Genomic DNA, 25,819 nt, shown 5'->3' with positions numbered 1-25,819 from the left:
GCCGGCGACGGAAACCTCAGCATTCAATGCAACGCGGGACCGGAGAACTTACGTTCAACCGGTCCCGCGTCGTGTGTGCCGCGTATTTCCGTCAATGCACTTTCGGGAACCCGTGACGCTGCGCGAGCAGATCGAGAATGCGGCGCGGGTCCGTCACGAAGCGTTTGTCGCCCAGCACCTCGGCATCGTCGGGCGCCGGTTGGTCGTCGCCGAAAATCAGCACCGGCAGTCCTTGGTGTTCGGCGTCCAGCGCTTCGACAACGACCGCGCGCGGCCGCTCGAACGGCAGACGCTGAATGTCCAGTCGCGCGTTGCGTGCGGGATCGCTTGCGAGCAAACCCTCGATCGGCACGCCGTGCGGGCAGATGAAACGTTCACCGGGGTGCTTCGGATCGGTGAAGCCTGGTTCCAGCAACAACAGCAGATCTCGACTCATGGTTTTCAATCAACGTGTGTGAATGGTGAATGATGTAGACATGTGGCGAACCAGTATAGGCAGCGGCTACGCGGCGCAGAACCAGCGATTCGAGCTATTCATATTCGCGCGCTGGGATTGACTAAGCGACGCGGTGCATCGAGTCGCGTCGATGCCGCGCATCCATATCCTTATTCTTATTCGTTGGTTCGCCCGCTTCCGGCGAAACGTTATTGTCGAACGCCAGCAGTCTCACTCCACGTTCCTCGTCCACCACAACCACAACGAGAGTTCAGTCATGCACGCGCAACGTTCGTCACGCTTTACCGGGTTGACCGCTTCGGTCTTTCTCGGTGCGATCGCCTCCATCGCACTCGGCTTCAGCACACTCGCACTGGCCGGAGAAGCCCTGGATCTGAGTCCGCAACAGCCCGGCCGGATTCGCGTCGACAAGGACCCAGCGGCGATCAAGGCGATCTCGCCGAATTTCCACTTCGTGAAGGAAGGCACGCTGACGGTCGCGATTCATCCGACCATCCCGCCGATCAGCACCTATGCCACCGATGCCAAAACCATCGTTGGTTATGACGCGGACCTCGCGCAGGTCGTCGCCGACAGTCTCGGCAGGAAGCTGGAACTCGTGCCGGTTTCGTGGGCCGACTGGCCGCTCGCGCTGGAGTCGGGCAAGGTCGATGCGGTGCTCTCCAACGTCACGGTGACCGAGGCGCGCAAGCAGAAATTCGATTTCTCCAGCTACCGGCAGGACAAGGTCGGCTTCTACGTGAAGTCCGACAGCAAGATCACCTCGCTGAAGGAACCGAAGGACGTGGCCGGCCTGCGCATCATCACGGACTCCGGCACGAATCAGGAAAAGATCCTGCTGGCATGGGACAAGGAAAACGTCGCGCACGGCTTGAAGCCGGTCGAGGTGCAGTACTACGACGAAGTCGCGGTGAAGAATCTCGCGTTGCAGGCCGGCCGCGCCGATGCGATTTTCAGCGTCAACGCGACACAGGCGTATCAGGCCGCGCTGCAAGGCAAGACGCGCCTGGCCGGCACCGTCAGCGGCGGCTGGCCGCGCACCGCGGAGCTGGCGATCGCCACGCGCAAGGGTAGCGGCCTCGCCGACTCGTTCACCACGTCGCTGAACGATCTGATCGCGTCGGGCGTGTACACGCGCGTACTCGATCGATGGAATCTCGGTTCCGAGGCGATCACGAAGTCCGCGACCAATCCGCCGGGCCTGCCGAACCTGTGACGCGCACGAGCCGCCTCAACGCGCGGCGGCCAGCCGCCGCGCTCGACGCCGCAGATACAGGTTGTTGAAAATCAGCGCGAGGCCGGTCATGCTCGCCCCGGCGATCTGCGCGCGGGCGGGAACGACGCCGGTCAGCGACGACAGCACGAATGTCGTGACCGGCAGCACATCCATGAAAAGCACACCGTTGAGTGGCGTCAGAATGCGGTTGCCCATGTTCCAGAACAGGATTGCGACGAAACCCGCAATCGGCCCCATGTACAGCAGATGCGGAGCGATCGCCCACACCTCTGCCGCTGACGGCATCGGCACGACATGCAGCGCGACCAGCACGCCATTGAGTCCGACAATCGTGGTCAGGCCGAGCCACAACGTGAGCGTCGTGTACTTCAGCGCCGACCAGCGTTTGAAATGCGCGGCGCTGAACGTGTAGATCACCCAGCACAACGCACCGACCAGAATCAAGGCATTCGCCGAATAGTGCTGCGGCTCGTGCAGCGCCGCGACGATATCGCCTTTCGTGACCACCAGCGAGACGCCGGCGAACGACATCAAAATAAACAGTAGCGTGACCACCGGCGGCAAGGTCTTTCGCACCAGCGAATTCAGCAGCAGGCCCATCATCGGCTGCGTCGCCATCATGATCGAGGCGGTCAACGCGCCCTCCGGTCCCGCGAGCTGCTGACCGAGAAACACGAACGAGCCGAACCCGCAGAAACCCACCGATCCCAACAGCCACGCGAGCGCCAGCGACTCGCCGTCCGCCCGCCACGCGCCCTTGCCTTCCTTCGCGATCAGCAGCGCGAGGAAGAAGGTGCCGGCGATCAGATAGCGCAACGAGGTGAAGGTGAACGGATCGACGTGGGTCAGCGCGTCGGTCATCACGGGGAACATGATGCCCATCAATACCGTGGCCGCCACGCAGAACATCACGCCCTTGCCATACGCGTTCTGTGTCGCGACAGGCGCGTTGGTTGTATTCGCCTGCACAGGCCGCTGTACCGGCTTTGCGTGTTGTATCGGCTCTACCGCGACTGAAGACAATCCCACCGGCTCATTCATGACTGATCGTTCCAGAAATAGGGAAAAAATTTTAGAGCAGCGCGCGCATCGTCATGTCGACGACAGGCACGAGGTCTTCCTCGTGAAAATGAGCTTTGCCGAGCACCCGAAACCCCTGGATCACGCACAGCAGATAGGTGCTGACGGCCTGTTCGTCGAGCGTGGAATCGAACTCGCCCGCCTGCTGGCCGCGCACGACCGCCGCGGCCAGATGCGTGGCGATGCGGCGCAGCGTGGTTTCGACATGCGGCCGCAGCGCCTCGTCCGCCGGCAGCAGTTCGATCGCGGCATTGGTAATGAAGCAGCCATGTCGCTGCGATAGCTTCACCGACACCTTCGTGTAATGCAGCAAGGCCTGGTGCAAGGCCTCGCGTGGCGAACCGGCGCCTTCCAGCCGTTCCTTCACGCGGGCGATCGCCCCTTCCGCGTATTGGCCGAACGCGGCCACCAGCAGGCCGTGCTTGTCGCCGAACGCACTGTAAAGACTCGCACGAAAGAGCCCTGTGGACTGGCACAGCATCTCGATCGAGGTGGCATGGTAGCCCTGCTGCCAGAACACGCGGCCGGCCGCGCGCGTCACTTCGTCGATATCGAATTCGCGGGGCCGCCCGCGCTCCAGGGCGGCGGACGATGCGGCGGAGTGTCGGGTGTGTCGTGGCATGGTGAACGGATATTAAGACTGCTCGTTCCAGAAAGCAAGCGCAAGCTTTAGCCAATGCGCGTGTTGGAGCGCCGGACTCGCGTCGGCCGCACGCCAGCGGCTTTTCCCGCGCCGCCCATAACGTAATCCTGAAACGCCGATAACGATCCGACGATTCGTTATTGGATCGCGCGGCGACGCATTTCTATACTCGATTCCGGTCAGCACTCACCCGCGACGAGTGCCAGATTCAATCCCTCAACACCGATATACCGCTAAACCCATCCATGAGCCTACGTCCATTGCACGACCGTCTGATCGTCAAGCGCCTCGATCAGGAAACCAAGACCGCATCGGGCATCGTGATTCCCGAAAGCGCCGCGGAAAAACCCGACCAGGGCGAAGTGATCGCCATCGGCCCGGGCAAGCGCGATAGCGACGGCAAGCGTATCGAACCGGACCTGAAGGTCGGCGAGCGCGTGCTGTTCGGCAAGTACGCGGGCCAGTCCGTGAAGGTGGACGGCACCGAACTGCTGGTGCTGCGCGAAGAAGATGTCGTCGCCGTCGTCACTCAATAAGGGAGCGTTGAACATGGCAGCAAAGGAAATCATTTTTAGCGACGTGGCGCGTTCGAAACTGGTCGAAGGCGTGAACATTCTGGCCAACGCGGTCAAGGTGACGCTCGGACCGAAGGGCCGCAATGTCGTGCTGGAGCGCAGCTTCGGCTCGCCCATCGTGACCAAGGACGGCGTGTCGGTCGCGAAGGAAATCGAATTGCAGGACCGCGTGCAGAACATCGGCGCGCAACTGGTGAAGGAAGTCGCATCGCGCACCAGCGACGCCGCCGGCGACGGCACCACCACCGCCACCGTGCTCGCGCAGGCGATCGTGCGGGAGGGCCAGAAGTACGTGGCGGCGGGTCTCAATCCGCTCGATCTGAAACGCGGCATCGACAAGGCCGTGGTCGCGGCGATCGACGAACTGAGGAAGATCAGCAAGCCGACCACCACCAGCAAGGAAATCGCCCAGGTCGCGACGATCTCGGCGAACGGCGAGGAATCGATCGGCCAGCGCATCGCGGAAGCGATCGACCGGGTCGGCAAGGAAGGCGTGATCACGGTCGAAGACGGCAAGTCGCTCGACGACGAACTCGACGTGGTGGAAGGTCTGCAATTCGATCGCGGCTACCTGTCGCCGTATTTCATCAACGACCAGGACAAGCAGGTCGCCGTGCTCGATAACCCGTACGTGCTGCTGCACGACAAGAAGGTGTCGAATATCCGCGATCTGCTGCCGGTGCTGGAACAGGTCGCGAAGGCCGGCCGCCCGCTGCTGATCATCGCGGAAGACGTCGAGGGCGAAGCGCTCGCGACGCTGGTGGTGAACAACATTCGCGGCATTCTGAAGACCGTGGCCGTCAAGGCGCCGGGCTTCGGCGACCGTCGCAAGGCGCTGCTCGAAGACATCGCGATCCTGACCGGCGGCCAGGTGATTGCGGAAGAGACCGGCCTCACGCTCGAAAAAGCCACGCTGGCCGAATTGGGTCAGGCAAAGCGTATCGAAGTGGGCAAGGAAAACACCACGGTGATCGACGGCGCGGGCGACGCGAAGAATATCGAGGCGCGCGTGAAGCAGATCCGCACGCAGATCGACGAGGCCACGTCGGACTACGACCGTGAAAAGCTGCAGGAACGCGTGGCGAAACTGGCCGGCGGCGTCGCGGTGATCAAGGTGGGTGGCGCGACCGAGATCGAGGTCAAGGAGAAGAAGGACCGTGTCGACGACGCGCTGCACGCCACGCGCGCGGCAGTCGAGGAAGGCATCGTGCCGGGCGGCGGCGTCGCGCTGATTCGCGTGCGCAAGGCGATCGCCGGGCTCAAGGGCGCGAATGCCGATCAGGATGCGGGCATCAAGATCGTGCTGCGCGCGCTCGAAGAGCCGTTGCGCCAGATCGTCACCAACGCGGGCGAGGAAGCGAGCGTGGTGGTCGCGAAGGTCGCGGAAGGCAGCGGCAATTTCGGCTACAACGCGCAGACCGGCGAGTACGGCGACCTCGTCGAATCGGGCGTGCTCGATCCGACCAAGGTCACGCGCACGGCGTTGCAGAACGCGGCATCGGTCGCCTCGCTGTTGCTCACCACCGACGCCACCGTGCACGAGGCGCCGAAACCCGCTGCGCCCGCCGCACCGGCAGGCGGACCCGGCGCGGGCGGTCCCGGTTTCGATTTCTGATCCGAGGCACGTTTAGCGCTTGTTTCAAGCCCTTGTCTGGCTGCTTTCAGGTCGCGTTCCGGCAAGGATCGCGACGAGATTCCGGCCAGATTCCGGTCCGCTTTCGACGTGGACTTTCTTCAACCCGATGCGGGCGGCGCCTGGCGCCATCCGCATCGGGCGTTCGCGTCACGCTCTCTCGCTCTCTCGCTCGTCACGGCAACCATGCGATATCCGAAGCTACTGAAGTCCCTGGCGCTGTGCGCCGCGCTGTCCCTCGCGTCGTTGCACGCGTATGCCGACAAGCTGTCCGTGATTCGCATCGGCGTCGCGCAGCAAGGCGGCGGCGATCCGCCGACCTTCGGCGGCTCGCCCGCCGCGACCGTGCAGGCGCAACAACTGCTCGAAAAGGAATTCGCCGCCGACGGCATCAAGATTCAATGGCTGTTCTTCAAGGGCGCCGGCCCCGCCGTGAACGAGGCGATCGCCGACAAGTCGCTCGATTTCGCGTTCCAGGGCGACCTGCCCGCCGTGCTCGCGCGCGCCAACGGTTTGAAGACCCACCTGCTGCTCGCCTCGGGCGTGCGCTCGGGCATCAAGATTGCCGTGCCGGCCGACTCCGACATCCGTTCGATCAAGGATCTGAAGGGCCGCCGCGTCGCGATGTTTCGCGGCACCAATCTGCAACTGGTGGCCGACAACGCGCTCACGGCCAACCACCTCGACGAACGCGATCTGCGCGTGATCAATCTCGATGTGGCCAGTTCGCTCGCGGCGCTGGCGTCGAAAGGGATCGACGCGTCGTTCAACGATTATCACCTGTACAAGCTGCGCGACCAGGGCCTCGTGCGGATCATCTACGAGTCGCAGAACGACGGGCCGCAATTCACGCGGCAAGCGCATCTGCTGGTGCTCGACGATTTCGAACGCGCGCATCCGGATGTGGTGCAACGTGTCGTCAACACGTTCGTCAAGGGCGCGCAGTGGTCGTCCGAAGAAACGAATCGCGACGCGCTCTTCAAGCTGTGGGCGCAAAGCGGCGTGAATTACGCGTACTGGCAGGCCGAATACGCGAATCAGAGTTTGAAGGAACGCAACTCGCCGTTGATCGATCCGTTCGTGGTCGCGCGCTACAAGGCGGTAGCCGCCGATGCGCTCAAGCTCAAGCTGATCCGTCAGCCGGTCGAGGTGGACGGCTGGTTCGACACGCGCTATCTCGACAACGCGCTGCGTACGTTGAAGCTCGAACATTACTGGACGCGTTATGACGCGTCGGGGAAACCGCTCGGTTGAAGCGGCGACGGGGCGGAGCGTCACGGGTGGCGTAACGGGTGGCGTCAAGCGCGTCATCGAACGCGGCTTCGGGCGGATCACCTGACGCGACACGACACGACAGCGAAGCGCCTGGCGGAGCATCAGGCCAGGGCTTCAAACAAAGCACCAAGCGCATCACAACGGAGCGCCACGATGAGCGAAACAGCGGTTCCCATTCGTGCTGTCACGGGTGTCACGGGTGTCACGAGTCGAACGGGTAGCGTCGCGGAAAACGGCGCGTCGCGCGATACCGTCCCACATGCATCGCACGACGGACGCGCCGGCACGAACCCAGACATCAGCACCCACGCCCGCGTCAGCGCGTTCGACAGATGGCGTGCCGTCGCCTGGTTCGCGGCGCCCTGGCTGCTGCCGGCCGCCCTGCTCGCGCTATGGATCGTCGGTTGCGAGCGCGGCTGGATCGCGCCGCAGATTCTGCCGCCGCCCGAGCGCGTCTACGAGACCTTCGTCGACCTCGCGCGCAGCGGCGATCTCGCGCATCACACGCTGATCAGCCTGCAACGCGTGCTGCTCGGTTTCGGCTTCGGCACATTGGCCGGTTTCGTGCTCGGCACGGCGCTCGGTCTGTCACGCACGCTCGAAGCCTACGTGCTGCCAGGCTTCAACGCGCTGGTGCAGATTCCGGTGCTCGGCTGGCTGCCGTTCCTGCTGCTGCTCGTCGGCGTCGGCGAGGCGCTCAAATACATTCTGATCGCACATGCCGCGCTGGTGCCGGTCACGCTCAGCACGATTCAAGGTTTTCGCCAGACACCGGCCGCGCTGGAGGAAGTCGCGCGTGGCTATGGCTACAGCCGCTGGCAGCGTATCGCGTACGTGGTGCTGCCGGCCGCCGTGCCGACGCTCGCCACCGGCGTGCGCCTCGCGTTCACGAAAGCGTGGCTTGCGCTGGTGGTGGTCGAACTGGTGGCGTCGTCCGAAGGGCTCGGCTACCTGATCGTCTACGGACGGCAGTTGTTTCAGCTCGACCTGGTGATGGCCTCGGTGGTCGTGGTGGGCGCGATCGGATATGCGGTCAACCGGTTGCTCGACGCGCTAGAACTGCGTCTGCGGCGCGGCCAGCCGTCCGCGTTCCGCGAGTGAACGCCGCCGAGCGGCAAAGGAATCTTCTGCGATGACGCTTCTTTCGACTCCCCCCGCCCGGCCGCCTCGCCGGCCTTCGACACGCAAGGGTCCGCCGCCGTGCAGTTGCGAGGCGCCGGCGCAACGCGCGCGACCACGCTGGCTTGCGCGGTTAACCGGGTTCGGCCGCGACAGGCGCACCGCCGCGTCCACGCCGGAACACACCGCCGCGACCACCACCACGACGCACCGCGGCGGCGCATGGCGAGGCGCCGTGCTGCCGCTCGTGGCGGTCGCGCTCTGGTCGCTCATTTCGGGCTTGCATCTCGTCAAAAGCGGCCTGCTCGTCAGCCCGCTCGACGTCATGCACACCGGCTGGCAGCAGATCGCGAGCGGCGCGCTGCTGCGGGCGATGTCCGCTTCGCTGGCGCGCGAGGCGAGCGGTTTCGCGATCGGCTCCATCGCGGGTCTGCTGCTCGGCAGCCTGCTCGGTTTTTCGCGGATCGCGCGACGCATGGTCGGTCCCAGCTTCGATACGTTCAAGCAGATCTCGCTGTTCGCGTGGATTCCGCTGATCTCCGTCTGGTTCGGTCTCGGCGACGCGGCCAAGGTCGTGTTCCTGTCGCTCGCCGCGCTGCTGCCGGTCGCCGCGCACACCTGCGACGGCATTCACGCGGTGCCGCGCGCCTATATCGAAGTCGCGCGCGCGTTCCGCTACTCGCGCGTTCAATTGATCGCGCACGTGATTCTGCCGGCCGCGCTGCCTTCGATTTTCACGGGCGTGTATCTCGCGCTGATCTATTCGTGGCTCGCCACGCTCGGCGCCGAGTATCTGCTGGTCGCGGGCAGCGGCATCGGCAATACGCTGATCGACGGCAGCGAGCAGTTCAGGATGGATCTGGTGCTGTTCGGGATCATCGTCGTCGGTGCGACGGGCTGGGCGCTCAATGCGATCGCGCGTGCCGTCGAGCGCGCGGTGTTTCGTAGCGCCTTTTACCTCACCCCACCCACAGGACCGCACTCATGAGCAGCGTTGTTTCCGAAGGCCTCGACATCCTCAACGTGCGCAAGCGCTACCGTCAGCGCGGCGCCGCGCTCGACGTGCTCGACGACATCACGCTGCATGTGCGTCCCGGCGAATTCGTCAGCGTGCTCGGCGCGAGCGGCTGCGGCAAGTCGACGCTGCTGCGACTGATCGCCGGTCTCGATACCGACTACAGCGGCGAAATCCGCGTGGCCGGCGAGCGGGTGCGCGACACGTCCCTGCAACGCGGCATCGTGTTTCAGGATCACCGGCTGTTTCCGTGGCTCACCGCGTCGCAGAACATTCTGGCGGCGCTGCGCAACGCGCCGCTCTCCGCGCGTCAGAAGCGCGATGCGGTCGCCGACCATATCGCGCTGGTCGGCCTTGCGGGCTTCGAGAACGCGTACCCGCATCAACTGTCCGGCGGCATGGCGCAGCGGGTCGCGATTGCGCGCGGACTCGTGAACCGGCCGCGCGTGCTGTTGCTCGACGAGCCGTTCGGCGCGCTCGACGCGATCACGCGTGGCCGTCTGCAAAACGAACTGCAGCGGATCTGGGAACAGGAGCGCATCACGATGATCCTCGTCACGCACGACGTCGACGAAGCGGTCTACCTTGGCGACCGGGTCGTGACGATGGCGCCGCGTCCGGGCCGTATCAAGCGCATCGTGGAGATCGGCTTGCCGAGGCCGCGCGATCGCGGCGATGCGCGCTTTATCCAGCTGCGCGACGAGATCGTGGCCGACTTCGGCGCAGCCGGCCACGCGAGCGAAAACATCGACGAACCGCCCGATCGGCGCGACGGCGGCATGCCAGCACACGGACCCCGTGTCGCGCATCCGCCGATCACCGAATGGCGCCTTGCATGGTGACGCGTACGGCTTGCCGCCCAACCCGCAGTCCACAGATTAGCCCGACTACCCGGAGCACACGATGAGCGAGCACATCCCGCAAACGCAAGCCAAGCAGCAAGCCAAGCAACAATCCAAGCGCCAGATCAAGCTAGGCGCGTTCCTGATGGAAACCGGCCACCATATCGCCGCGTGGCGCCACCCCGATGCGCAGGCCGACGGTGGCCTGAACTTCGAACACTATGCGCAGGTCGCGCGCATCGCGGAAGCGGCGAAGTTCGACACGATCTTCTTCGCCGACAGCGTCAGCGTGCGCGACAACAATCTCGCGTCGCTCTCGCGTACCGCGCGCGCGGATCACTTCGAACCGTTGACGCTGCTGTCCGCGCTTTCGGTGGTGACACGCCACATCGGGTTGATCGCCACCGTTTCCACGACCTTCAACGAGCCGTACAACCTCGCGCGCAAATTCGCGTCGCTCGACCATCTGAGCGGTGGACGCTCGGGCTGGAACCTGGTGACATCGAGCACGGAAGCCGAGGCGCTGAATTTCAGCTTCGAGCAGCATCCCGATCACGCGGTGCGCTATGAGCGCGCGAAAGAATTCCACGACGTGGTCACGGGCCTGTGGGACAGCTGGGAGGACGACGCTTTCCTGCGCGACAAGCAGAGCGGCGTGTACTTCGATGCCGGCAAGCTGCATGTGCTCAATCATCGCGGCAAGCATTTCAAGGTGCGCGGACCGTTGAACGTCGCGCGCTCGCCGCAAGGCTCGCCGGTGGTGGTGCAAGCCGGCGCGTCGGAGGCCGGCAAGGAACTCGCCGCGCAAACCGCCGAGGTGATCTTCGTCGCGCACCAGACGCTCGAGGAAGCGCAGACCTTCTATCGCGACATCAAGAGCCGCCTCGCGCGTTACGGACGGCACCCGGACCATCTGAAGATCATGCCCGGCATCTTCCCGGTGATCGGCAGAACCGAGGAAGAGGCGCGCGAGAAATTCGACACATTGCAGAACCTGATTCATCCGACGGTCGGCTTGAACCTGCTGTCGAACATGTCGGGCGGCGTCGATCTGTCCGGCTATCCGCTCGACGGCCCCGTTCCCGATCTGCCCGAGACCAACGGCGGCAAGAGCCGGCAACGTCTGCTGCTCGATCTCGCGCGGCGCGAAAACCTGACGATTCGCCAGCTGTATCTGCGCATTGCCGGCGCGCGCGGGCATCAGCAGGTGGTCGGCACACCGCGGAGCATCGCGGATCAGTTGCAGCAGTGGTTCGAGGAAGAAGGCGCGGACGGTTTCAACATCATGTCGCCGTGGCTGCCGGGTGGTTTGAGCGAATTCGCGGACCACGTGGTGCCGGAATTGCGCCGACGCGGCCTGTTCAGAAGCGAGTACGAGGGCCGCACGCTGCGCGAGAATCTTGGCCTGCCGCGCCCGGTGAACCGGCATGCGCTGGCGCGAACGGAAACGGAAACGCTGACCGCCGCGCTATAAAGCGCCGCGCTTTGAGCGCGCGTCATTGCCGCATCACTGCGGCGTGCCCGCCGTGGCGCTCACGCCCGTCATCCGCAGATGAAGTATGACGAATGCCCGCAACGGGCATTCGTCCGACACGCGGAAAGCACCGGGACGCGTTTCATCGTGAATCGCGTAATGCCGCGCGACCGCCGAACGGAACGCGGCATGCGAGATCGCCGCCGAGATCAGCACCATCATGCCGATGGCGCCCGCCGCCGCGAGCCGGAAATGTACCGTCTGAAACCATGACTCCGGCACGCCGAACACGAAGATCGACGCCAGTACGCCGATCTGGATCGCGACGGCCGAAAGCGACGCCGTCACCAGATAGGCGCGCAGCCGGATGGTAGTGGAAAGCTTCATGCGAGCGTGCCCGGAAAGCGGAAAGCAGCCGACGTTGCGCGCACAACCGTTCGCTCCAGACGAAACGATCTGTCCGGATCACCGAAGCGGCTCCGTGCACGTCAACCGATGCTCAAGCCTAACAAGCAAACCTTAATGGAACCTGATGCGGCGCAAAGCCTCGCAACAGGCTCGGCACGGCACGGCCCTGCACCATCGCCCGCCTGGCTGCCGCGCCATCAACCGCCGCGCGGCCGTCTCACGCGCGCCTGCAACGCATCGATCTGGTCCAGCAGATCCAGCGCCAGCGCGATACCCGGCGCATTGATCTGCAGATCGCGCGCCAGCCTTCGCGCGGTGCGCACGCGCCGCAGCGCGACGCCGCTGAAGCGCCAGTCCTCGGGCCGCTCGCCGCTCGGATCGAACACGCCTTCGGATACCCACAGCGTCATTTCCTCGGCGGACGCGCCGCTCGCCCGGCACAGTTCGACGAGCGTGAACTCGACGTTCTCATCGACGATCTGGCCTTCGAGATACGTGGTCGTAGTGGTCTCTTTCACGATAGTCACCCTGGTCATCCGTTCAGATGCGCGCGCGGATCGAAATGGAAGGATCGCCGCATGGTGTCGTAAGCGGCCTTCGCGGCGTCGGTGTCGGCCGGCGGCAGCACGAGATTGAGCACCACGTACAGGTCGCCCGCCGGATTGCCGGGAATGCCCTTGCCACGCAGCCTGAGGCGCCGTCCGTTGGCCGAATTGGGCGGCACCGTCATCTCCACCGAGGCGTCGACGATCGGTACCGTCACCTGCGCGCCGAGCGCCGCTTCCCATGGGGCGACCGGCAGATCGAGCGAGACATCGCGGCCATCGACGCGAAAGCGCGGATGCTCGCGAAAACCGATCTCCAGATACAGATCGCCGGCGCGGTCAGGCGAGCTGCCCGGCCCGCCTTGCCCCGCCAGACGCAGATGCTGACCCGCGCGGATGCCCTTCGGTATCGACACGTCGAGCGTGCGGGTGTCGAGCGAGACGTGGCCTTGCGCATCGACGACCGGCACCTGCAGGGAAATGGAACGCTGCGCGCCGCGATACGCGTCCTCGAGATCGATCAGCACTTTCGCGTGATGATCCTCGCCGCGCAGATCGAACGGTTGCTGCCGTGCATGCGCGCCGTGGCCCGCGGCATGCGGCCCTTGCGCGCCATGCTGGCCGCGCGCGCCGCCGAACATCTGCTCGAAGAAGTCGTGCAGATCGGCCTGGGCGCGCGGATCGCCCTCGTAACCCGGACCGCCCGGGCCACCTGAGCCACCCGGAGCACCGCCACCCGCGCCGCGGAATTCGAAGCCCTCGTCCCAGTTCGGCGGCGGCTGGAATTCCTCGCCGTTGCGCCATCCGCTGCCCATGCGGTCGTAGGCCGCACGCTTCTCCGGGTCCTTCAGCACGTCGTACGCCTCGCCGAGTTCCTTGAAGCGGTCCTCGGCGTCGGTCTCCTTGCTGACGTCCGGATGGTACTTGCGCGCGAGCTTGCGGTACGAGCGCTTGATGTCGTCCTGGGACGCCTCGCGCGCGAGACCGAGCACCTGGTAATAGTCCTTGTATTTCATCCTGGCGGCAGCTCCTCGAAGAAGGAAGCAGCGGCGCGACACGCATGCACCGCACGGCAGTCACCGATTCACTTTATACCAATCCGCGCCCGCCGCCAGGGCGGGCGAACGCACCTGCCGTCAACCCTTGTACCGATGTCGTCGGGCGGCGCGCCGCGGCGCGAGCGTTGCTTGATCCAACGCAACCGCGCGTCGGACTGCGGCGCGTATGTTGGCCACACCGCCGCCGCGCGGCTGCCCCGACCGAGTCATCCACCGGCCGGTTGCAGGCGCGGTGCGGCACGACGTCTCGCCTCGCCCATACCAAGGACATCCGCCATGCACGCCCCCCATCCGCTTCACGCCACCGCCCACCACGCGCGGACCGCCGGTCTCGCGGCCGCCCCCAACGCGCAGGTATCGGAGAGCCGGTTCTATCTGGTCGGCGGCGGCATTGCCGCGATGGCGGCCGCCGCCTTTCTGATCCGCGACGCGCGCGTGCGCGGTGGCGACATCACGATCCTGGAGGCGCTCGACAAACCCGGCGGCAGCCTCGACGGCGCCGGCAACGCCGCAGACGGCTACGTGGTGCGCGGCGGCCGCATGCTCGAAAGCAAATACCTGTGCACGTACGACCTGTTTTCGTCGATCCCCACGCTCGACGACAGCAAAAGCGTCACCCAGGAAATCTTCGAGTGGAACGAGACCATCCGCACCTCGTCGAGCTCGCGCCTCGTGCGCAACGGCCGGCGCGAGGCGGCGCCCGCGTACGGGCTCGCCGAAAAGCATCTGCTCACGCTCGGCCGCCTGTCGATCGAACCGGAGACGATGCTCGGCGCGAGCCGCATTGCCGATCACTTCGACGCGTCGTTCTTCGAGACCAACTTCTGGCTGATGTGGTGCACGACCTTCGCGTTCCAGCCGTGGCACAGCGCGGTCGAATTCCGCCGCTACCTGCTGCGCTTCGCCCATATGTCGGCGGGCTTCAACCAGTTGCACGGCATCATGCGCACGGTCTACAACCAGTACGATTCGATGGTGCTGCCGCTGCGCCGCTGGCTCGACGATCACGGCGTCGTCTTCGAGTCGGACACGCGCGTCGTCGATCTGCGCGTGGACGACAGCGAGCCCCTGAATCGCGTGAGCGCACTCGTCTGCGAAACCGCGCAGCGGCGCTTCGAGTTACCCGTCGGCGCCGCCGACAAGGTGCTCGTCACGCTCGGTTCGATGACCGCGGCGTCGAGCCTGGGCGGCATGGATCAGCCCGCGCCGCTGAACGATGTGGACAGCAGCGGCGCGTGGCGGCTGTGGAAGAACATCGCCGCAGGGCGGCCCGAGTTCGGCCGGCCGGAGGCGTTCGCCGATCACGTGGAGGCATCGAAATGGCTGTCGTTCACCGTGACGTTGCGCGACCCCACGCTGTTCCGGCTGATCCGCGATCTGACCGGCAACGTGCCCGGCGAAGGCGGCCTCGTCACGTTTCCCGAGTCGCGCTGGCTGATGTCGATCGTGTTGCCGCATCAGCCGCATTTCATCGGCCAGCCGGCGGACGTGCAGGTGTTGTGGGGCTATGGTCTGCGCGTCGGCGAGCCGGGCGACTTCGTCGGCAAGCCGATGCAGGACTGCACCGGCCGCGACATCCTCACCGAGTTGCTGGGTCATCTGCACATCGGCGCGCAAGCGGAGAACATTCTCGCGCAGGCCACCTGTATCCCGTGCATGATGCCGTTCATCACGAGCCAGTTCCTGCCGCGCCGGGCGGGAGACCGGCCCGAGGTGCTGCCGGCGGGTTGGCGCAATCTCGCCTTTATCGGCCAGTTCTGCGAGTTGCCCGACGACGTGGTGTTCACCGTCGAGTATTCGGTACGCTCGGCGCAGAACGCCGCCTACGCACTGCTCGATCTCGACCGCGCGGCGCCGGCGGTCTACAAGGGGCAGCACGATCCGCGCGTGGTCGCGCAGGCGTTTTCGTCGCTGCGGGATCGTTGAGCGGATCTTTGATCTGGATCAAGCGCGGACGGATTCGCGCTTCTAGACTGCGGTGCGATGCGCATTGTTCGTCGCTCGCTCTTCGCTTATTCGTCCGCTTATTCGTCCGTTTATCCGTCGCGCATTCATTGCCTGTGCGTCGCGCATTTTTCGCTCACTCGCCGCTTGTTCGTCGCGCATTTGTCGCGTATTCGTCGCTTACTCGTCGCTTACTCGTCGTTCGTTTCGGGAGCCTTGTCATGGGTTACAGAACTATCGTCGTTCATCTGGATACGAGTGCGCGCGCGCATGCGCGGCTCGAACTCGCGCTGCATCTCGCCCGCCACTTCGGCGCGCACCTGACCGGCGTGTTCGCGGTGTACACGCCGAATCCGCGCTCGTTCGACGTGATGTCGGGTACGTCCGGCTACTTCGAAGCGCATCAACAGGTACGCGCCGAGCGGCGCGGCGCGCTCGAAAGACTTTTTCATGCGGAATTGCAGCGCGCCCAGGTGCCCGGCGAATGGCACGCGCTCGAGCAGCCGGCCACCTTCGCCGTGCCACGTCTCGCGCATTGCGCGGATCTGGTCATCGCCGGGCAGGACGATCCGCAGGATCCGGAAGCGTACGTCGGCGATCATTTCGTCGAGCATCTGGTGATGTCCGCGGGGCGGCCGGTGCTGCTGGTGCCGCATTCGGGCAGCGTCGAAACGGCCGGGACGCATGTGGCGATCGCGTGGGACGGCAGCCGCGAAGCCGTGCGGGCCGCCCACGATGCACTGCCCTTCATGCAGGCGGCATCGCGCGTCACGGTGGTGACGGTGCACGACGTGCATGGCGAGACGAGCGTGCATATTCCGGCGGCGGGTATCGCGACGGTCATCGCGCGGCACGGCATCAACGTCGAGATACGCGACGTGACAGCCGCGCCGGACGCGTCGAGCGGCGAAATGCTGCTCTCCGAGGCGGCCGGGCTCGGCGCGGATCTGCTGGTGATGGGCGCCTATGCGCACGCGCGCTGGCAGGAACTGGTGCTCGGCGGCGCCACCCGCACGGTGCTGCGTTCGATGAGCCTGCCGGTGCTGATGTCGCACTGAACCGGCCGCCCCGGCAACGAGACGCACTGGTACGAAGCGCGCAAATCGCGGAAAATGCGGGCTTTGTTTTCCCTATCCGGAGGCGTCCATGCTCCTTGTCGCGGGTATCGTCGCCGTCTTTGCATTTCCGGTGTTCGTCTTTCTGCTGGGGCGGCAACGCCACGGCGGTCGTCCCACTCCGGCGAGTCAAGCGGATCGAGCGACCCCGTCGAACCAGGCAAACCAGGCAAACCAGGCGAACCAGTCCAACCTGAACGAAGCCCGCATGATGGGCATCATCCGTTCGTCGATGGAAGCGATCATCACCGTGGACGAACGGCAGAACATCGTGATTTTCAATCCGATGGCCGAGCACGTGTTCGGCTGCAGCGCCGACGAAGCGCTCGGCGCGTCGCTCTCGCAATTCATCCCCGAGCGGTTTCGCGCGGGCCATGATCATCATGTACGGCAATTCGGCGTGACCGGCGTGTCGGAACGGCAGATGGGCCGCCAGCAACGCGTGCTTTTCGGACTGCGGCGCAACGGCGAGGAGTTTCCGCTCGAGGCGTCGATCTCCCAGGTGCGCGACGGCGACAGCAAGCTCTACACGGTGATGCTGCGCGACATCACCGAACGGTTCGAGGCGGAGCACGCGCAACGCAAGTCGCGCGAGGAGCTGCGCGAACTGTCGGCCAATCTGCAGAACGTCCGCGAGGAAGAGAAAACGCGGATTGCCCGCGAACTGCATGATGACCTCGGCCAGCAACTGACGGCGCTGAAGATGGACCTGTCGCTGGTCGAGGCATCGCTCGACGCGCACACCTCCGCCGACGTGCTGCGCCAGCTCGGCGGCATGCGCCGCCTGATCGACGCGACGGTGGCGTCGGTGCGCCGCATTGCCGCCGACCTGCGGCCTGTCATGCTGGACGACCTTGGTCTGATCCCGGCCATCGAATGGCTCGCCAACGACTTCACCAACCGCTACGGGATCGACGTCGATCGTGACATCGAGGTCGGCGACACGCGCTTCGCGCCGGCCGGCGCGACCACGTTGTTCCGTATCGTGCAGGAAGCGCTGACCAACGTCGCGCGCCATGCGGACGCCACGCTGGTCATGCTGACGGTGCGCATCGACGCGCAGCGCTGCGTCGTGCGGATCGCGGACAACGGCCAGGGCGCGCGCCACGACGGCGCGTCCGCCGAAAAGTCCTTCGGTTTGCTCGGCATCCGCGAACGCGCGCACATGCTGGGCGGCACCGTCGATATCGTCACCGCCGACGGCGCGGGTTTCGCGCTGACGGTCAGCTTCCCGGCCGCGGCCGTGCAACAGCAGGAGATGCAAACATGACTCGGGTACTGATCGCCGACGACCACGCGCTGGTGCGCGATGGTTTGCGGCATATCCTGCGCAACGCCGACGGTTTCGAGGTAGTCGGCGAAGCGTGCGACGGCGCGAGCGCGATCGCGCTGGTCCGCTCGCAAGCCGCCGAGGTGCTGGTGCTCGACCTGTCGATGCCGGGCCGCAACGGCGTCGAACTCATCAAGCAGATCAAGGACGAACAGCCCGGGCTGCGCATTCTGGTACTCACCATGCATGCCGAGCAGCAATATGCGGTGCGTGCGTTCAAGGCGGGCGCGTCGGGCTATCTGACCAAGGAGAGCGCGAGCGCGGAACTGGTGACGGCGGTATCGAAAGTGGCTGCCGGCGGCGTCTACGTGAGCCTCACCATGGCCGAGCGTTTCGCGCAAAGCCTGAACGAACCGGCCGATACGCTGCCGCATCAACGCTTGTCGGATCGCGAGTTCGACGTGTTCCGCCGCATCGCCACCGGCCAGACGCTCGGCGAGATCGCCAATGCGCTGTGCGTGAGCAGCAAGACGGTGAGCACGTACAAGACGCGTATCTTCGAGAAGATGCAGATGCCCCATGAAGCCGCGTTGGTGCGTTATGCATTGCGCCACAAGCTGCTCGGGGACGACGAGGAGATCTGAACCCGGCGGTGCTTCTCATCCCTCTGTAGGAAATTCCCTACACGACTTCCTTCCCGCCTAGCCGAACTTCGTTCGCCGCCGATTTTAAATTGAGATAACGCGGCCGATACTTCGGGCCATGAACTCAAGCCCATCACCGCGCGCGTTGCGCGTGTTCCTCGTCGACGATGCGTTGGCCATCCGGGCGCGTATCGCGGCCCGATTCGGTGCGATCGACGGCGTCGAGATCGCCGGCGAAGCCGAGGAGCCCGAAGCGGCATTCGCGGCGATCGCGGCGAGCGGCGCCGACCTCGTCGTGCTCGATCTGCGGCTGGCCGGCGGCACCGCGATGGATCTGCTGCAACGCCTCGCGCGCCACGCGCCGCCGCCCGTCACGATGGTGCTCACCAATCATTCCGGCGTGTGGTTCCGCGAGGCCTGCCTCGCCAACGGCGCGCGCTACTTCTTCGACAAGACAGGCGAGTTCGAGCTGGCCTGTCACGCCATCAAGCAACTGGTCCACGCGCACGGCGCGCGTGGTCTTCATCATCTGGGAGCACACCATGTCTGATGTTGCCGACTGCCTCGACGCACCCGCGGCTGCCCTCCCCACTTTCGCGACCCTTGCCGCCCCCGACGCCAAACGCACCGGCGCGCACTGCTCGACCTGCGCGATGCGCGCGTTCTGCATGCCGGAAGGACTGACGCGCGCGGAGGCCGAACGCATCGAGGCGCTGATCTGTCCGTCGCGCACCATCCGCAACGGCGAGACGCTGTTCCGCACCGGCGATTCGTTTCAGAGTCTCTACGCGGTGCGCGCGGGTTCGTTCAAGACCGTGGTCATGCATCGCGACGGCCGCGAGCAGGTCACGGGGTTTCATCAGGCGGGCGACATGCTCGGGCTCGACGGCATCTGTTCCGGCCGGCATAGCTGCGACGCGCTCGCGATCGAGGACAGCAAGGTCTGCATCATCCCCTTCCATCTGCTCGAGGCGATGTGCCGCGACGTCAAGGCGGTGCAGCAGCACGTACACCGGATGATGGGCGGCGAGATCGTGCGCGAGGCGACGCTGATGATGCTGCTCGGCACGATGTCGGCGGAACAGCGGGTCGCGACCTTCCTGCTGAACCTGTCGGGCAAATTACAGAAACGCGGCTACTCCGCCGCCGAATTCCATCTGCGCATGACGCGCGAGGAAATCGGCAGCTATCTCGGCATGAAGCTCGAAACCGTCAGCCGGATGCTGTCGAAGTTCCAGAAGGACGGCCTCGTCGAGACGCGCGGCAAACAGATCCGCATCGTCGACATGGACGGGTTGCGGCGCGTGTAGGCTCAGGCGCGCCCTCCAGGCGTTCGGTCAGTGCCCGCAGCATGCGCCGCGCGCGCACGGCGAGCCATCCCCAACGCGAATTGACGATCTGCACGGTCCACGCGGTGGTCGCCTCGTCGCGCGACCAGTACGCCTTGAAGCGCTCGGTGCCAACGCCGAAGTCGAGGTCGTAGCCGTTCTCGTACGCCCACTTCACGCATTGTTCGACCGCGATCAGACCTGGGCAGCAGCGGCCGAAATACGGGTCGTAGCCCGCGAAAATCGCGCTCGCGCACGGATTGCCCAGACTCACGACGATCCCCGCCACCGGCGCCTCGTTCAGCGTGACGACGATGAGCCGCGCCATCGACGGCACCTCGGGCGAATAGATCAGCTTGCGCAGAAAGCATTCGAACTCGGGCGAATCGAGCCACGCGCTGCGTTTGCCGACCCGGTCGCTCCAGCTGCGCTTGCAGTTGAACATCCATTCGATCAGCGACGCGGTCTCGCTCTCCTCGGCCGGATCGACGACCCGCACGGCCACCTCGCCTTCCTTCGCGAGCCGGTTGGCGAAGCTGCCTGGGCGCTTGCCGAACAGCGTACCGAGCGACGCGCAGTAGCCTTCCCAGCTCGGCTCGCCGCGCAGACGCGCGGCCGGCGCGTTGTGCGCATCGGCGAACAGCACGTGACGCTCCTGCGTGACCAGCCGGTGCAGTTCGAGCGTGTTGCGCACGTAGGGCAAATGGATGAAGTCCGCGCCGCAGCGCCGCCGCGCGGTGTGCCACGCGCCGCCGACCAGTTCGCCGGTGGCCGGGCTGTCCTCGACCAGCACGCTCGTGAAGTCGCCGCCCTCTGGGCCGAGCGGCATCAGGTAGGTCCATAGCGAGCGGCGCACGGTCGCGAGCGGCCAGATCATCAGCAGCGGGCCGTCGGCGCCTTGCCGGCAGATGATGCATTTGAGCCCGCGGCCGTGCGGCTTCGCCACGTGCTTCCATGCGAGCCAGCAGAAGCTGAACGACTGGTAGTAGTAGCCGTGCGCGTGTTTCCAGAGCGCGTCCCACTCGGGCTGCAAGGCCAGGAAGGCGGCTTCGTCGTCGATCACGTCGTAGTGCCGCGCGGTTTGCGTGCTTGCGTCCACCTTGCCTCCCGGGACGCCGGGCGCTGTGCGCAGATCGAGACCCGCGCGCCGGCCCCAGTGCACGGCGCGCGGGCGGACGGCCCCGGCGTGGGGTGTATCCCATGCCTGAAAGCATGCGGCGGCGTGGAATTGGCGTCAGTGCGACGGCGTACAGTGCCGGGCGACCCGCCACGCCCCGCTTCGCGCTCCGCGCCTCGCCCGGCGCGGCTTCGCTTCGCCGCGCAAACCGGGTCCGCGCCGCGAAGCTGTTATTCTTCCCCCTCTCCCGACCGACCCCCGGTCGCCTGCCGCCCATGCGCGGCATCCCCCGGCCGGCGCAGACGCGCCCGGCATTCGAGAGACAGGATTCAGCATGTTCGGCTTTTTGCGCGGCATTTTTTCCAACGACCTCGCCATCGATCTCGGCACGTCGAACACCCTGATTTACATGCGCGGCAAGGGCATCGTGCTCGACGAGCCGTCGGTGGTGTCGATCCGCCAGGAAGGCGGCCCGAACGGCAAGAAAATCATCCTGGCCGTCGGCCACGAAGCGAAGCAGATGCTCGGCAAGGTGCCGGGCAACATCGAGGCGATCCGCCCGATGAAGGACGGCGTGATCGCCGACTTCAACATCACCCAGCAGATGATCAAGCGCTTCATCCAGATGGCGCACGAGACGCGCATGTTCGCGCCGTCGCCGCGCATCGTCATCTGCGTGCCGTGCGGTTCGACCCAGGTCGAGCGGCGCGCGATCAAGGAAGCCGCGCACAGCGCCGGCGCCTCGCAGGTCTACCTGATCGAGGAGCCGATGGCGGCGGCCACCGGCGCGGGCCTGCCGGTGTCGGAAGCGACCGGTTCGATGGTGGTCGATATCGGCGGCGGCACGACGGAGGTCGGCGTGATCTCGCTGGGCGGCATCGTCTACAAGGGCTCGGTGCGCGTGGGCGGCGACAAGTTCGACGACGCGATCGTCAACTACATCCGCCGCAACTACGGGATGCTGATCGGCGAGCAGACCGCCGAGGCGATCAAGAAGGAAATCGGCTCCGCGTTCCCCGGCTCCGAAGTGCGCGAGATGGAGGTCAAGGGCCGCAATATGTCGGAGGGTATTCCGCGCAGTTTCACGGTGTCGAGCAACGAGATTCTCGAAGCGCTGACCGATCCGCTGAACCAGATCGTCTCGGCGGTCAAGATTGCGCTGGAACAGACGCCGCCGGAACTGGGCGCCGACATCGCCGAGCGCGGCATCACGCTGGCGGGCGGCGGCGCATTGCTGCGCGATCTGGACCGCTTGCTGGCCGAGGAAACCGGCCTGCCGGTGTTCGTCGCCGAAGCGCCGCTGACCTGCGTGGTGCGCGGCTCGGGCATGGCGCTGGAAAAGATCGACAAGTTCGGCGGCGCGTTTTCCTACGACTGACGTCCAGGCAGCTATCGCACCGAAGCCGCTAAGCAAGCGACAAAACAAGCTAAGGCACGGACTCAAAGCATTCAATAATCGGCATTCACAGCGTGCGATCAGGCACGCGTCCAACCTGTGGAGACCGATGATGAGCGAGTCCGCGAACGCCAACTGGCGCCTCGAAACGATTGCCGTGCACGGCGGCTATCAACCCGATCCGACCACCCGCGCGGCGGCGGTGCCGATCTATCAGACTGCCGCGTTCGCGTTCGACGACACCCAGCACGGCGCCGATCTGTTCGATCTGAAAGTGCCGGGCAACATCTACTCGCGGATCATGAATCCGACCCAGGACGTGCTCGAACAGCGCGTCGCGGCGCTCGAAGGCGGCGTCGGCGCGCTCGCGGTCGCCTCGGGACAGGCGGCGGTCACCTACGCGATCCTGACCATCGCCGAGGCCGGCGACAACATCGTGTCGTCGAGCACGCTGTACGGCGGCACCTACAACCTGTTCGCGCACACGCTGCCGCAATACGGGATCGTCACGCGCTTCGCCGATCCGCGCGAGCCGGCTTCGTTCGCCTCGCAGATCGACGAACGCACGAAGGCGATCTTCGTCGAGTCGGTCGGCAATCCGCTCGGCAACATCACCGACATCGCCGCGCTCGCGGAGATCGCGCATCGCCACGGCGTGCCGCTGATCGTCGACAACACCGTGCCGTCGCCGTATCTGCTGCGGCCGTTCGAACATGGCGCGGACATCGTCGTGCATTCGCTGACCAAGTATCTGGGCGGGCATGGCACGAGCATCGGCGGAGCGATCGTCGATTCGGGCAAGTTCGACTGGACCCGTCACGCCGCGCGCTTCAGGCGGCTCACCACGCCGGACGTCAGCTATCACGGCGTGACGTATACCGAGGCGTTCGGGCCGGCGGCGTTCATCGGCCGCGCGCGCGTCGTGCCGCTGCGCAACACCGGCGCGGCGATCTCGCCGTTCAACGCGTTCCAGATCCTGCAAGGCATCGAAACGCTCGCGTTGCGGATGGACCGGATCAGCGAGAACGCGCTGAAGATCGCGCGGCATCTGCAGGAGCATCGTGAGGTGGAGTGGGTCAATTATTCGGGGCTGCCGGGCCATCCGGATCACGCGCTCGTCAAGCGCTATCTGTCGGGCCGCGGGCCGGGCATTCTGACGTTCGGCGTGAAGGGCGGACGCGCGGCGGGCGCGCGCTTCCAGGATCGTCTGCAACTGTTCACGCGGCTCGTGAATATCGGCGATGCCAAGTCGCTCGTCACGCATCCGGCCTCGACCACGCACCGGCAACTGTCGCCGGAAGAACTCGCGAAGGCGGGGGTGCGGGAGGAGACCGTGCGGCTGTCGGTGGGCATCGAGCATATCGACGATCTGACCGCGGATCTGGATCAGGCGCTGGCGGGGCTGTAGGCGCTGGGGTTGGACCTGTGAGAGCGTGGCACGTGGTGGCCGGCAATCCGGTGGCCGGCAACCCGGTGGCCGGCAACCCGGTGGCCTACGGGAAGCCGGAGCGGCCTGCGCGCATGGCCTGCTAAGCTACGCAGGCCGTGCGCCGTTGCGATGCCCGTCCCTCGCCCGCTCTCCGGAAAGCAGAATACGGATCGTGGCCGATGAACGGCGGCTCGCGCGTGCGCGCCGACCATGACGATAATCGGAGACGACATGAAACCGACCGCCCATCCCGCGAAAAAAACCGCTTCCGCCGGTAAGTCGAGCGATGCATCCGCCGACGCTTCAGCCGATGTTTCAGCCGATGTTTCAGGCGATGTTTCGGCCGATGCTTCAGCCGACGCTTCAGCCAACATCACCCGCCGTATCGAAGAACTCGCGGACTGGCGCGGCGCGACCCTGGCTCACGTGCGGCAACTGATCCACGCGGCCGATCCCGGCGTACAGGAAGAATGGAAATGGATGGGCACGCCGGTCTGGTCGCACGACGGCATCATCTGCACCGGCGAATCGTACAAGCAGGCGGTCAAGCTGACCTTCGCGCGCGGCGCGTCGCTGAAGGACCCGAAACAGCTCTTCAACGCGAGTCTCGACGGCAATACGCGCCGTGCGATCGACATTCACGAGGGCGAAAAAATCAACGAGAGCGCATTCAAGCAATTGATTCAGGCCGCGGTGAAGGCCAATGCGGAAGCGCTCGCCGAACGCGCGGCGAAAAAGAAAAGCAAGCCGCGCGCGTGAATCGCCGCGCTGACGCCGCCGCGCATTTCCCATTCCGCTGCTAAGAATCGGCCAAATACTTCGTTGCTACGGCCGCCGCTGCTCCCGTACCGTTCTCCGGTCGCGCGTCACGTGCGTTACACGCACCGCGCGCATCCCGCATTCCGCTCCGGAGAAAACATGGCAACCGCCGATTCGCATCGCACCGCGCCTCATCCCTCCATCGACACCGCGCAACCCTTCGGCGACGACGCGCTGATCCGCCGCTTCGCGCCGGTCTTCGCCCGCATCGCCGGCGGCGCGGTCCAGCGTGAACAACAGCGCGAACTCGCGTACGAGCCGGTGCGCTGGCTCCGGGAGGCCGGCTACACGACGCTGCGCGTGCCCAGGGCCCACGGCGGCGAAGGCGTGTCGCTGAGCGCGTTTCTGGCGCTGGTGACGCGTCTGGGCGAAGCGGATTCGAACCTGCCGCAGATTCTGCGCGTGCACGGCGGCTTCGTCGAAGGTCTGCTGGAGAACGACGACGCCGCGCTGCGCGACCGCTGGTTTTCGCGCATCGTGCAAGGGCAGATCATCGGCGGCGCGACTTCCGAGCGCGGCGCGGCGACGCAGAACAGCGTGCGGCTCACGCAGACCGGCGGCGCATGGCATCTCGACGGCGAGAAGTACTACACCACCGGCACGCTCTACGCCGACTGGGTCGACGTCACCGCGCACGACGGCGACAGCCACGTGCGCGTGCTCGTCAGGACCGATGCCCCGGGCCTCGAACGCATCGACGACTGGGACGGTTTCGGCCAGCGCCTGACCGGCAGCGGCACCGCGCGCTTCAACCACGTGCCGGTCTCGATCGACAATCTGTACCGCCGCTACCGCGCGTCAGAACCGCGCCGCAACAGCCTGCTCACGTCGTATTTCCAGGCGTTGCATCTCGCGAACCTCGCGGGCATCAGCCGCGCGGCGCTGCGCGATGCGGTCGCGTTCACGCAGGCCAAAACGCGCACCTTCGGCATTCCGGGCGAGTCGAGCCCGCGCGACAATCCGCTCGTGCAGCGGGTGATCGGCCGGCTCGCGAGCCTCGCGTATTCGACGCAGAGCTTGAGCGCGTCGGTCGCGCGCTCGCTCGACGCGGTGTCGCGCGAACGCGAGCAAGGCCGCGCCAGCGAGCAGGCTTATATTCAGCTCGACATCGACACCTTTCAGGCGCAGCAGATCGTGATCGAGCAAACCTTGCAGGCCGCCACGCTGCTGTTCGAAGTGGGCGGCGCATCGGCGACCAGCGAGTCGCGCCGCTTCGACCGCTACTGGCGCAACGCGCGGGTGCTCGCGTCGCACAATCCGGCGATTCTGCGCGAGGCCACGATCGGCGACTTCTATCTGAACGGGCATGCGCACAACGAGCGATTCGGGGTCGAGCGGGAAACGGAGGACACCGCGCTGGCCTCAACATGAAGGCGCATGACGATGCACGACGATG

The 25,819-nt window shown here is 65.6% G+C and carries 25 protein-coding genes; 18 read left to right on the top strand and 7 right to left on the bottom strand.

Annotated features, from left to right (window positions below; translation table 11 throughout):
* Window positions 1-91: 91 nt before the first annotated feature.
* Window positions 92-436, bottom strand: a complete 345-nt coding sequence (locus LFL96_RS34280; protein WP_281002328.1) for a DUF3088 domain-containing protein — start codon at window positions 434-436, stop codon at window positions 92-94.
* A 277-nt stretch (window positions 437-713) separates the two neighbouring features.
* Here LFL96_RS34280 and LFL96_RS34275 point away from each other — a divergent pair, with 277 nt between their 5' ends.
* The gene (locus LFL96_RS34275) at window positions 714-1,673 is read left to right on the top strand and encodes an ABC transporter substrate-binding protein (protein WP_281002327.1); all 960 of its coding nucleotides are present in this window, start codon (window positions 714-716) and stop codon (window positions 1,671-1,673) included.
* A 15-nt stretch (window positions 1,674-1,688) separates the two neighbouring features.
* On the opposite strand, the gene LFL96_RS34270 is transcribed toward LFL96_RS34275, so the two are convergent.
* Window positions 1,689-2,663, bottom strand: coding sequence for a DMT family transporter (locus tag LFL96_RS34270; RefSeq protein ID WP_281002326.1), 975 nt, complete (start codon window positions 2,661-2,663; stop codon window positions 1,689-1,691).
* 103 nt (window positions 2,664-2,766) lie between these two features.
* Window positions 2,767-3,396 (bottom strand): TetR/AcrR family transcriptional regulator, encoded by a 630-nt coding sequence (locus LFL96_RS34265; RefSeq protein ID WP_281002325.1) that lies wholly within the window; start codon window positions 3,394-3,396, stop codon window positions 2,767-2,769.
* Between the two features lie 266 nt (window positions 3,397-3,662).
* On the opposite strand from LFL96_RS34265, the gene LFL96_RS34260 reads away from it, so the two are divergent.
* The 7 genes from LFL96_RS34260 (at window position 3,663) to LFL96_RS34230 (ending at window position 11,350) form a co-directional block, all read left to right on the top strand.
* Window positions 3,663-3,953, top strand: a complete 291-nt coding sequence (locus LFL96_RS34260) for a co-chaperone GroES (RefSeq protein WP_011493321.1) — start codon at window positions 3,663-3,665, stop codon at window positions 3,951-3,953.
* A 13-nt stretch (window positions 3,954-3,966) separates the two neighbouring features.
* Window positions 3,967-5,607, top strand: a complete 1,641-nt coding sequence (gene groL / locus LFL96_RS34255; RefSeq protein ID WP_281002324.1) for a chaperonin GroEL — start codon at window positions 3,967-3,969, stop codon at window positions 5,605-5,607.
* Window positions 5,608-5,811: 204 nt separating this feature from the next.
* The gene (locus LFL96_RS34250) at window positions 5,812-6,879 is read left to right on the top strand and encodes an ABC transporter substrate-binding protein (protein ID WP_281002323.1); all 1,068 of its coding nucleotides are present in this window, start codon (window positions 5,812-5,814) and stop codon (window positions 6,877-6,879) included.
* Window positions 6,880-7,053: 174 nt separating this feature from the next.
* Entirely contained in the window at window positions 7,054-8,001 is a 948-nt protein-coding gene (locus tag LFL96_RS34245) for an ABC transporter permease (RefSeq protein ID WP_281002322.1), read from the top strand.
* Window positions 8,002-8,032: 31 nt separating this feature from the next.
* Window positions 8,033-9,007, top strand: a complete 975-nt coding sequence (locus LFL96_RS34240; RefSeq protein WP_281002321.1) for an ABC transporter permease — start codon at window positions 8,033-8,035, stop codon at window positions 9,005-9,007.
* Window positions 9,004-9,876: an ABC transporter ATP-binding protein gene (locus LFL96_RS34235; protein ID WP_281002320.1), complete on the top strand. Its 873-nt coding sequence runs from the start codon at window positions 9,004-9,006 to the stop codon at window positions 9,874-9,876. Before LFL96_RS34240 ends, LFL96_RS34235 begins: the two co-directional genes overlap by 4 nt.
* A gap of 61 nt (window positions 9,877-9,937) precedes the next feature.
* On the top strand, window positions 9,938-11,350 hold the full coding sequence (locus LFL96_RS34230; protein ID WP_281002319.1) for an LLM class flavin-dependent oxidoreductase: 1,413 nt from the start codon (window positions 9,938-9,940) through the stop codon (window positions 11,348-11,350).
* A 33-nt stretch (window positions 11,351-11,383) separates the two neighbouring features.
* On the opposite strand, the gene LFL96_RS34225 is transcribed toward LFL96_RS34230, so the two are convergent.
* From LFL96_RS34225 to LFL96_RS34215, 3 genes are all read right to left on the bottom strand, one after another.
* Window positions 11,384-11,737 carry a hypothetical protein gene (locus LFL96_RS34225; RefSeq protein ID WP_281002318.1) on the bottom strand — a complete coding sequence of 118 codons (354 nt, stop codon included), beginning with the start codon at window positions 11,735-11,737 and terminating at the stop codon, window positions 11,384-11,386.
* A gap of 218 nt (window positions 11,738-11,955) precedes the next feature.
* Window positions 11,956-12,276, bottom strand: a complete 321-nt coding sequence (locus LFL96_RS34220; RefSeq protein ID WP_281002317.1) for a chaperone modulator CbpM — start codon at window positions 12,274-12,276, stop codon at window positions 11,956-11,958.
* Between the two features lie 14 nt (window positions 12,277-12,290).
* Window positions 12,291-13,319 (bottom strand): DnaJ C-terminal domain-containing protein, encoded by a 1,029-nt coding sequence (locus LFL96_RS34215; protein WP_281002316.1) that lies wholly within the window; start codon window positions 13,317-13,319, stop codon window positions 12,291-12,293.
* 318 nt (window positions 13,320-13,637) lie between these two features.
* Here LFL96_RS34215 and LFL96_RS34210 point away from each other — a divergent pair, with 318 nt between their 5' ends.
* From LFL96_RS34210 to fnr, 6 genes are all read left to right on the top strand, one after another.
* Window positions 13,638-15,287, top strand: a complete 1,650-nt coding sequence (locus LFL96_RS34210) for an oleate hydratase (RefSeq protein WP_281002315.1) — start codon at window positions 13,638-13,640, stop codon at window positions 15,285-15,287.
* Between the two features lie 239 nt (window positions 15,288-15,526).
* The gene (locus LFL96_RS34205) at window positions 15,527-16,363 is read left to right on the top strand and encodes a universal stress protein (RefSeq protein WP_281002314.1); all 837 of its coding nucleotides are present in this window, start codon (window positions 15,527-15,529) and stop codon (window positions 16,361-16,363) included.
* 88 nt (window positions 16,364-16,451) lie between these two features.
* Entirely contained in the window at window positions 16,452-17,690 is a 1,239-nt protein-coding gene (locus LFL96_RS34200) for a PAS domain-containing sensor histidine kinase (RefSeq protein ID WP_281002313.1), read from the top strand.
* Window positions 17,687-18,334, top strand: coding sequence for a response regulator transcription factor (locus tag LFL96_RS34195; protein WP_281002312.1), 648 nt, complete (start codon window positions 17,687-17,689; stop codon window positions 18,332-18,334). The genes LFL96_RS34200 and LFL96_RS34195 overlap by 4 nt, the downstream gene beginning before the upstream one ends.
* A 118-nt stretch (window positions 18,335-18,452) precedes the next feature.
* Entirely contained in the window at window positions 18,453-18,884 is a 432-nt protein-coding gene (locus LFL96_RS34190; RefSeq protein WP_281002311.1) for a response regulator, read from the top strand.
* Window positions 18,877-19,644: a fumarate/nitrate reduction transcriptional regulator Fnr gene (gene fnr / locus LFL96_RS34185; RefSeq protein WP_281002310.1), complete on the top strand. Its 768-nt coding sequence runs from the start codon at window positions 18,877-18,879 to the stop codon at window positions 19,642-19,644. Before LFL96_RS34190 ends, fnr begins: the two co-directional genes overlap by 8 nt.
* On the opposite strand, the gene LFL96_RS34180 is transcribed toward fnr, so the two are convergent.
* A complete protein-coding gene (locus LFL96_RS34180) occupies window positions 19,547-20,761 on the bottom strand; it encodes a GNAT family N-acetyltransferase (protein ID WP_281002309.1) in 1,215 nt (404 codons plus the stop codon). The genes fnr and LFL96_RS34180 overlap by 98 nt on opposite strands.
* Window positions 20,762-21,113: 352 nt before the next feature.
* Here LFL96_RS34180 and LFL96_RS34175 point away from each other — a divergent pair, with 352 nt between their 5' ends.
* The 4 genes from LFL96_RS34175 to LFL96_RS34160 all read left to right on the top strand — a co-directional run bounded on the left by LFL96_RS34175 (window position 21,114) and on the right by LFL96_RS34160 (window position 25,794).
* Window positions 21,114-22,157, top strand: a complete 1,044-nt coding sequence (locus tag LFL96_RS34175) for a rod shape-determining protein (protein ID WP_281002308.1) — start codon at window positions 21,114-21,116, stop codon at window positions 22,155-22,157.
* A 130-nt stretch (window positions 22,158-22,287) separates the two neighbouring features.
* Entirely contained in the window at window positions 22,288-23,583 is a 1,296-nt protein-coding gene (locus LFL96_RS34170; RefSeq protein WP_281002307.1) for an O-acetylhomoserine aminocarboxypropyltransferase/cysteine synthase family protein, read from the top strand.
* Window positions 23,584-23,835: 252 nt separating this feature from the next.
* Window positions 23,836-24,363: a DUF1801 domain-containing protein gene (locus tag LFL96_RS34165; protein WP_281002306.1), complete on the top strand. Its 528-nt coding sequence runs from the start codon at window positions 23,836-23,838 to the stop codon at window positions 24,361-24,363.
* A gap of 159 nt (window positions 24,364-24,522) precedes the next feature.
* Window positions 24,523-25,794: an acyl-CoA dehydrogenase family protein gene (locus tag LFL96_RS34160; RefSeq protein WP_281002305.1), complete on the top strand. Its 1,272-nt coding sequence runs from the start codon at window positions 24,523-24,525 to the stop codon at window positions 25,792-25,794.
* Window positions 25,795-25,819 lie beyond the last annotated feature (25 nt).

Origin of the sequence: Paraburkholderia sp. D15 (assembly GCF_029910215.1) — a bacterium.
Classification (GTDB): Bacteria; Pseudomonadota; Gammaproteobacteria; order Burkholderiales; family Burkholderiaceae; genus Paraburkholderia.
This window is presented reverse-complemented; position numbering and strand designations above follow the sequence as displayed.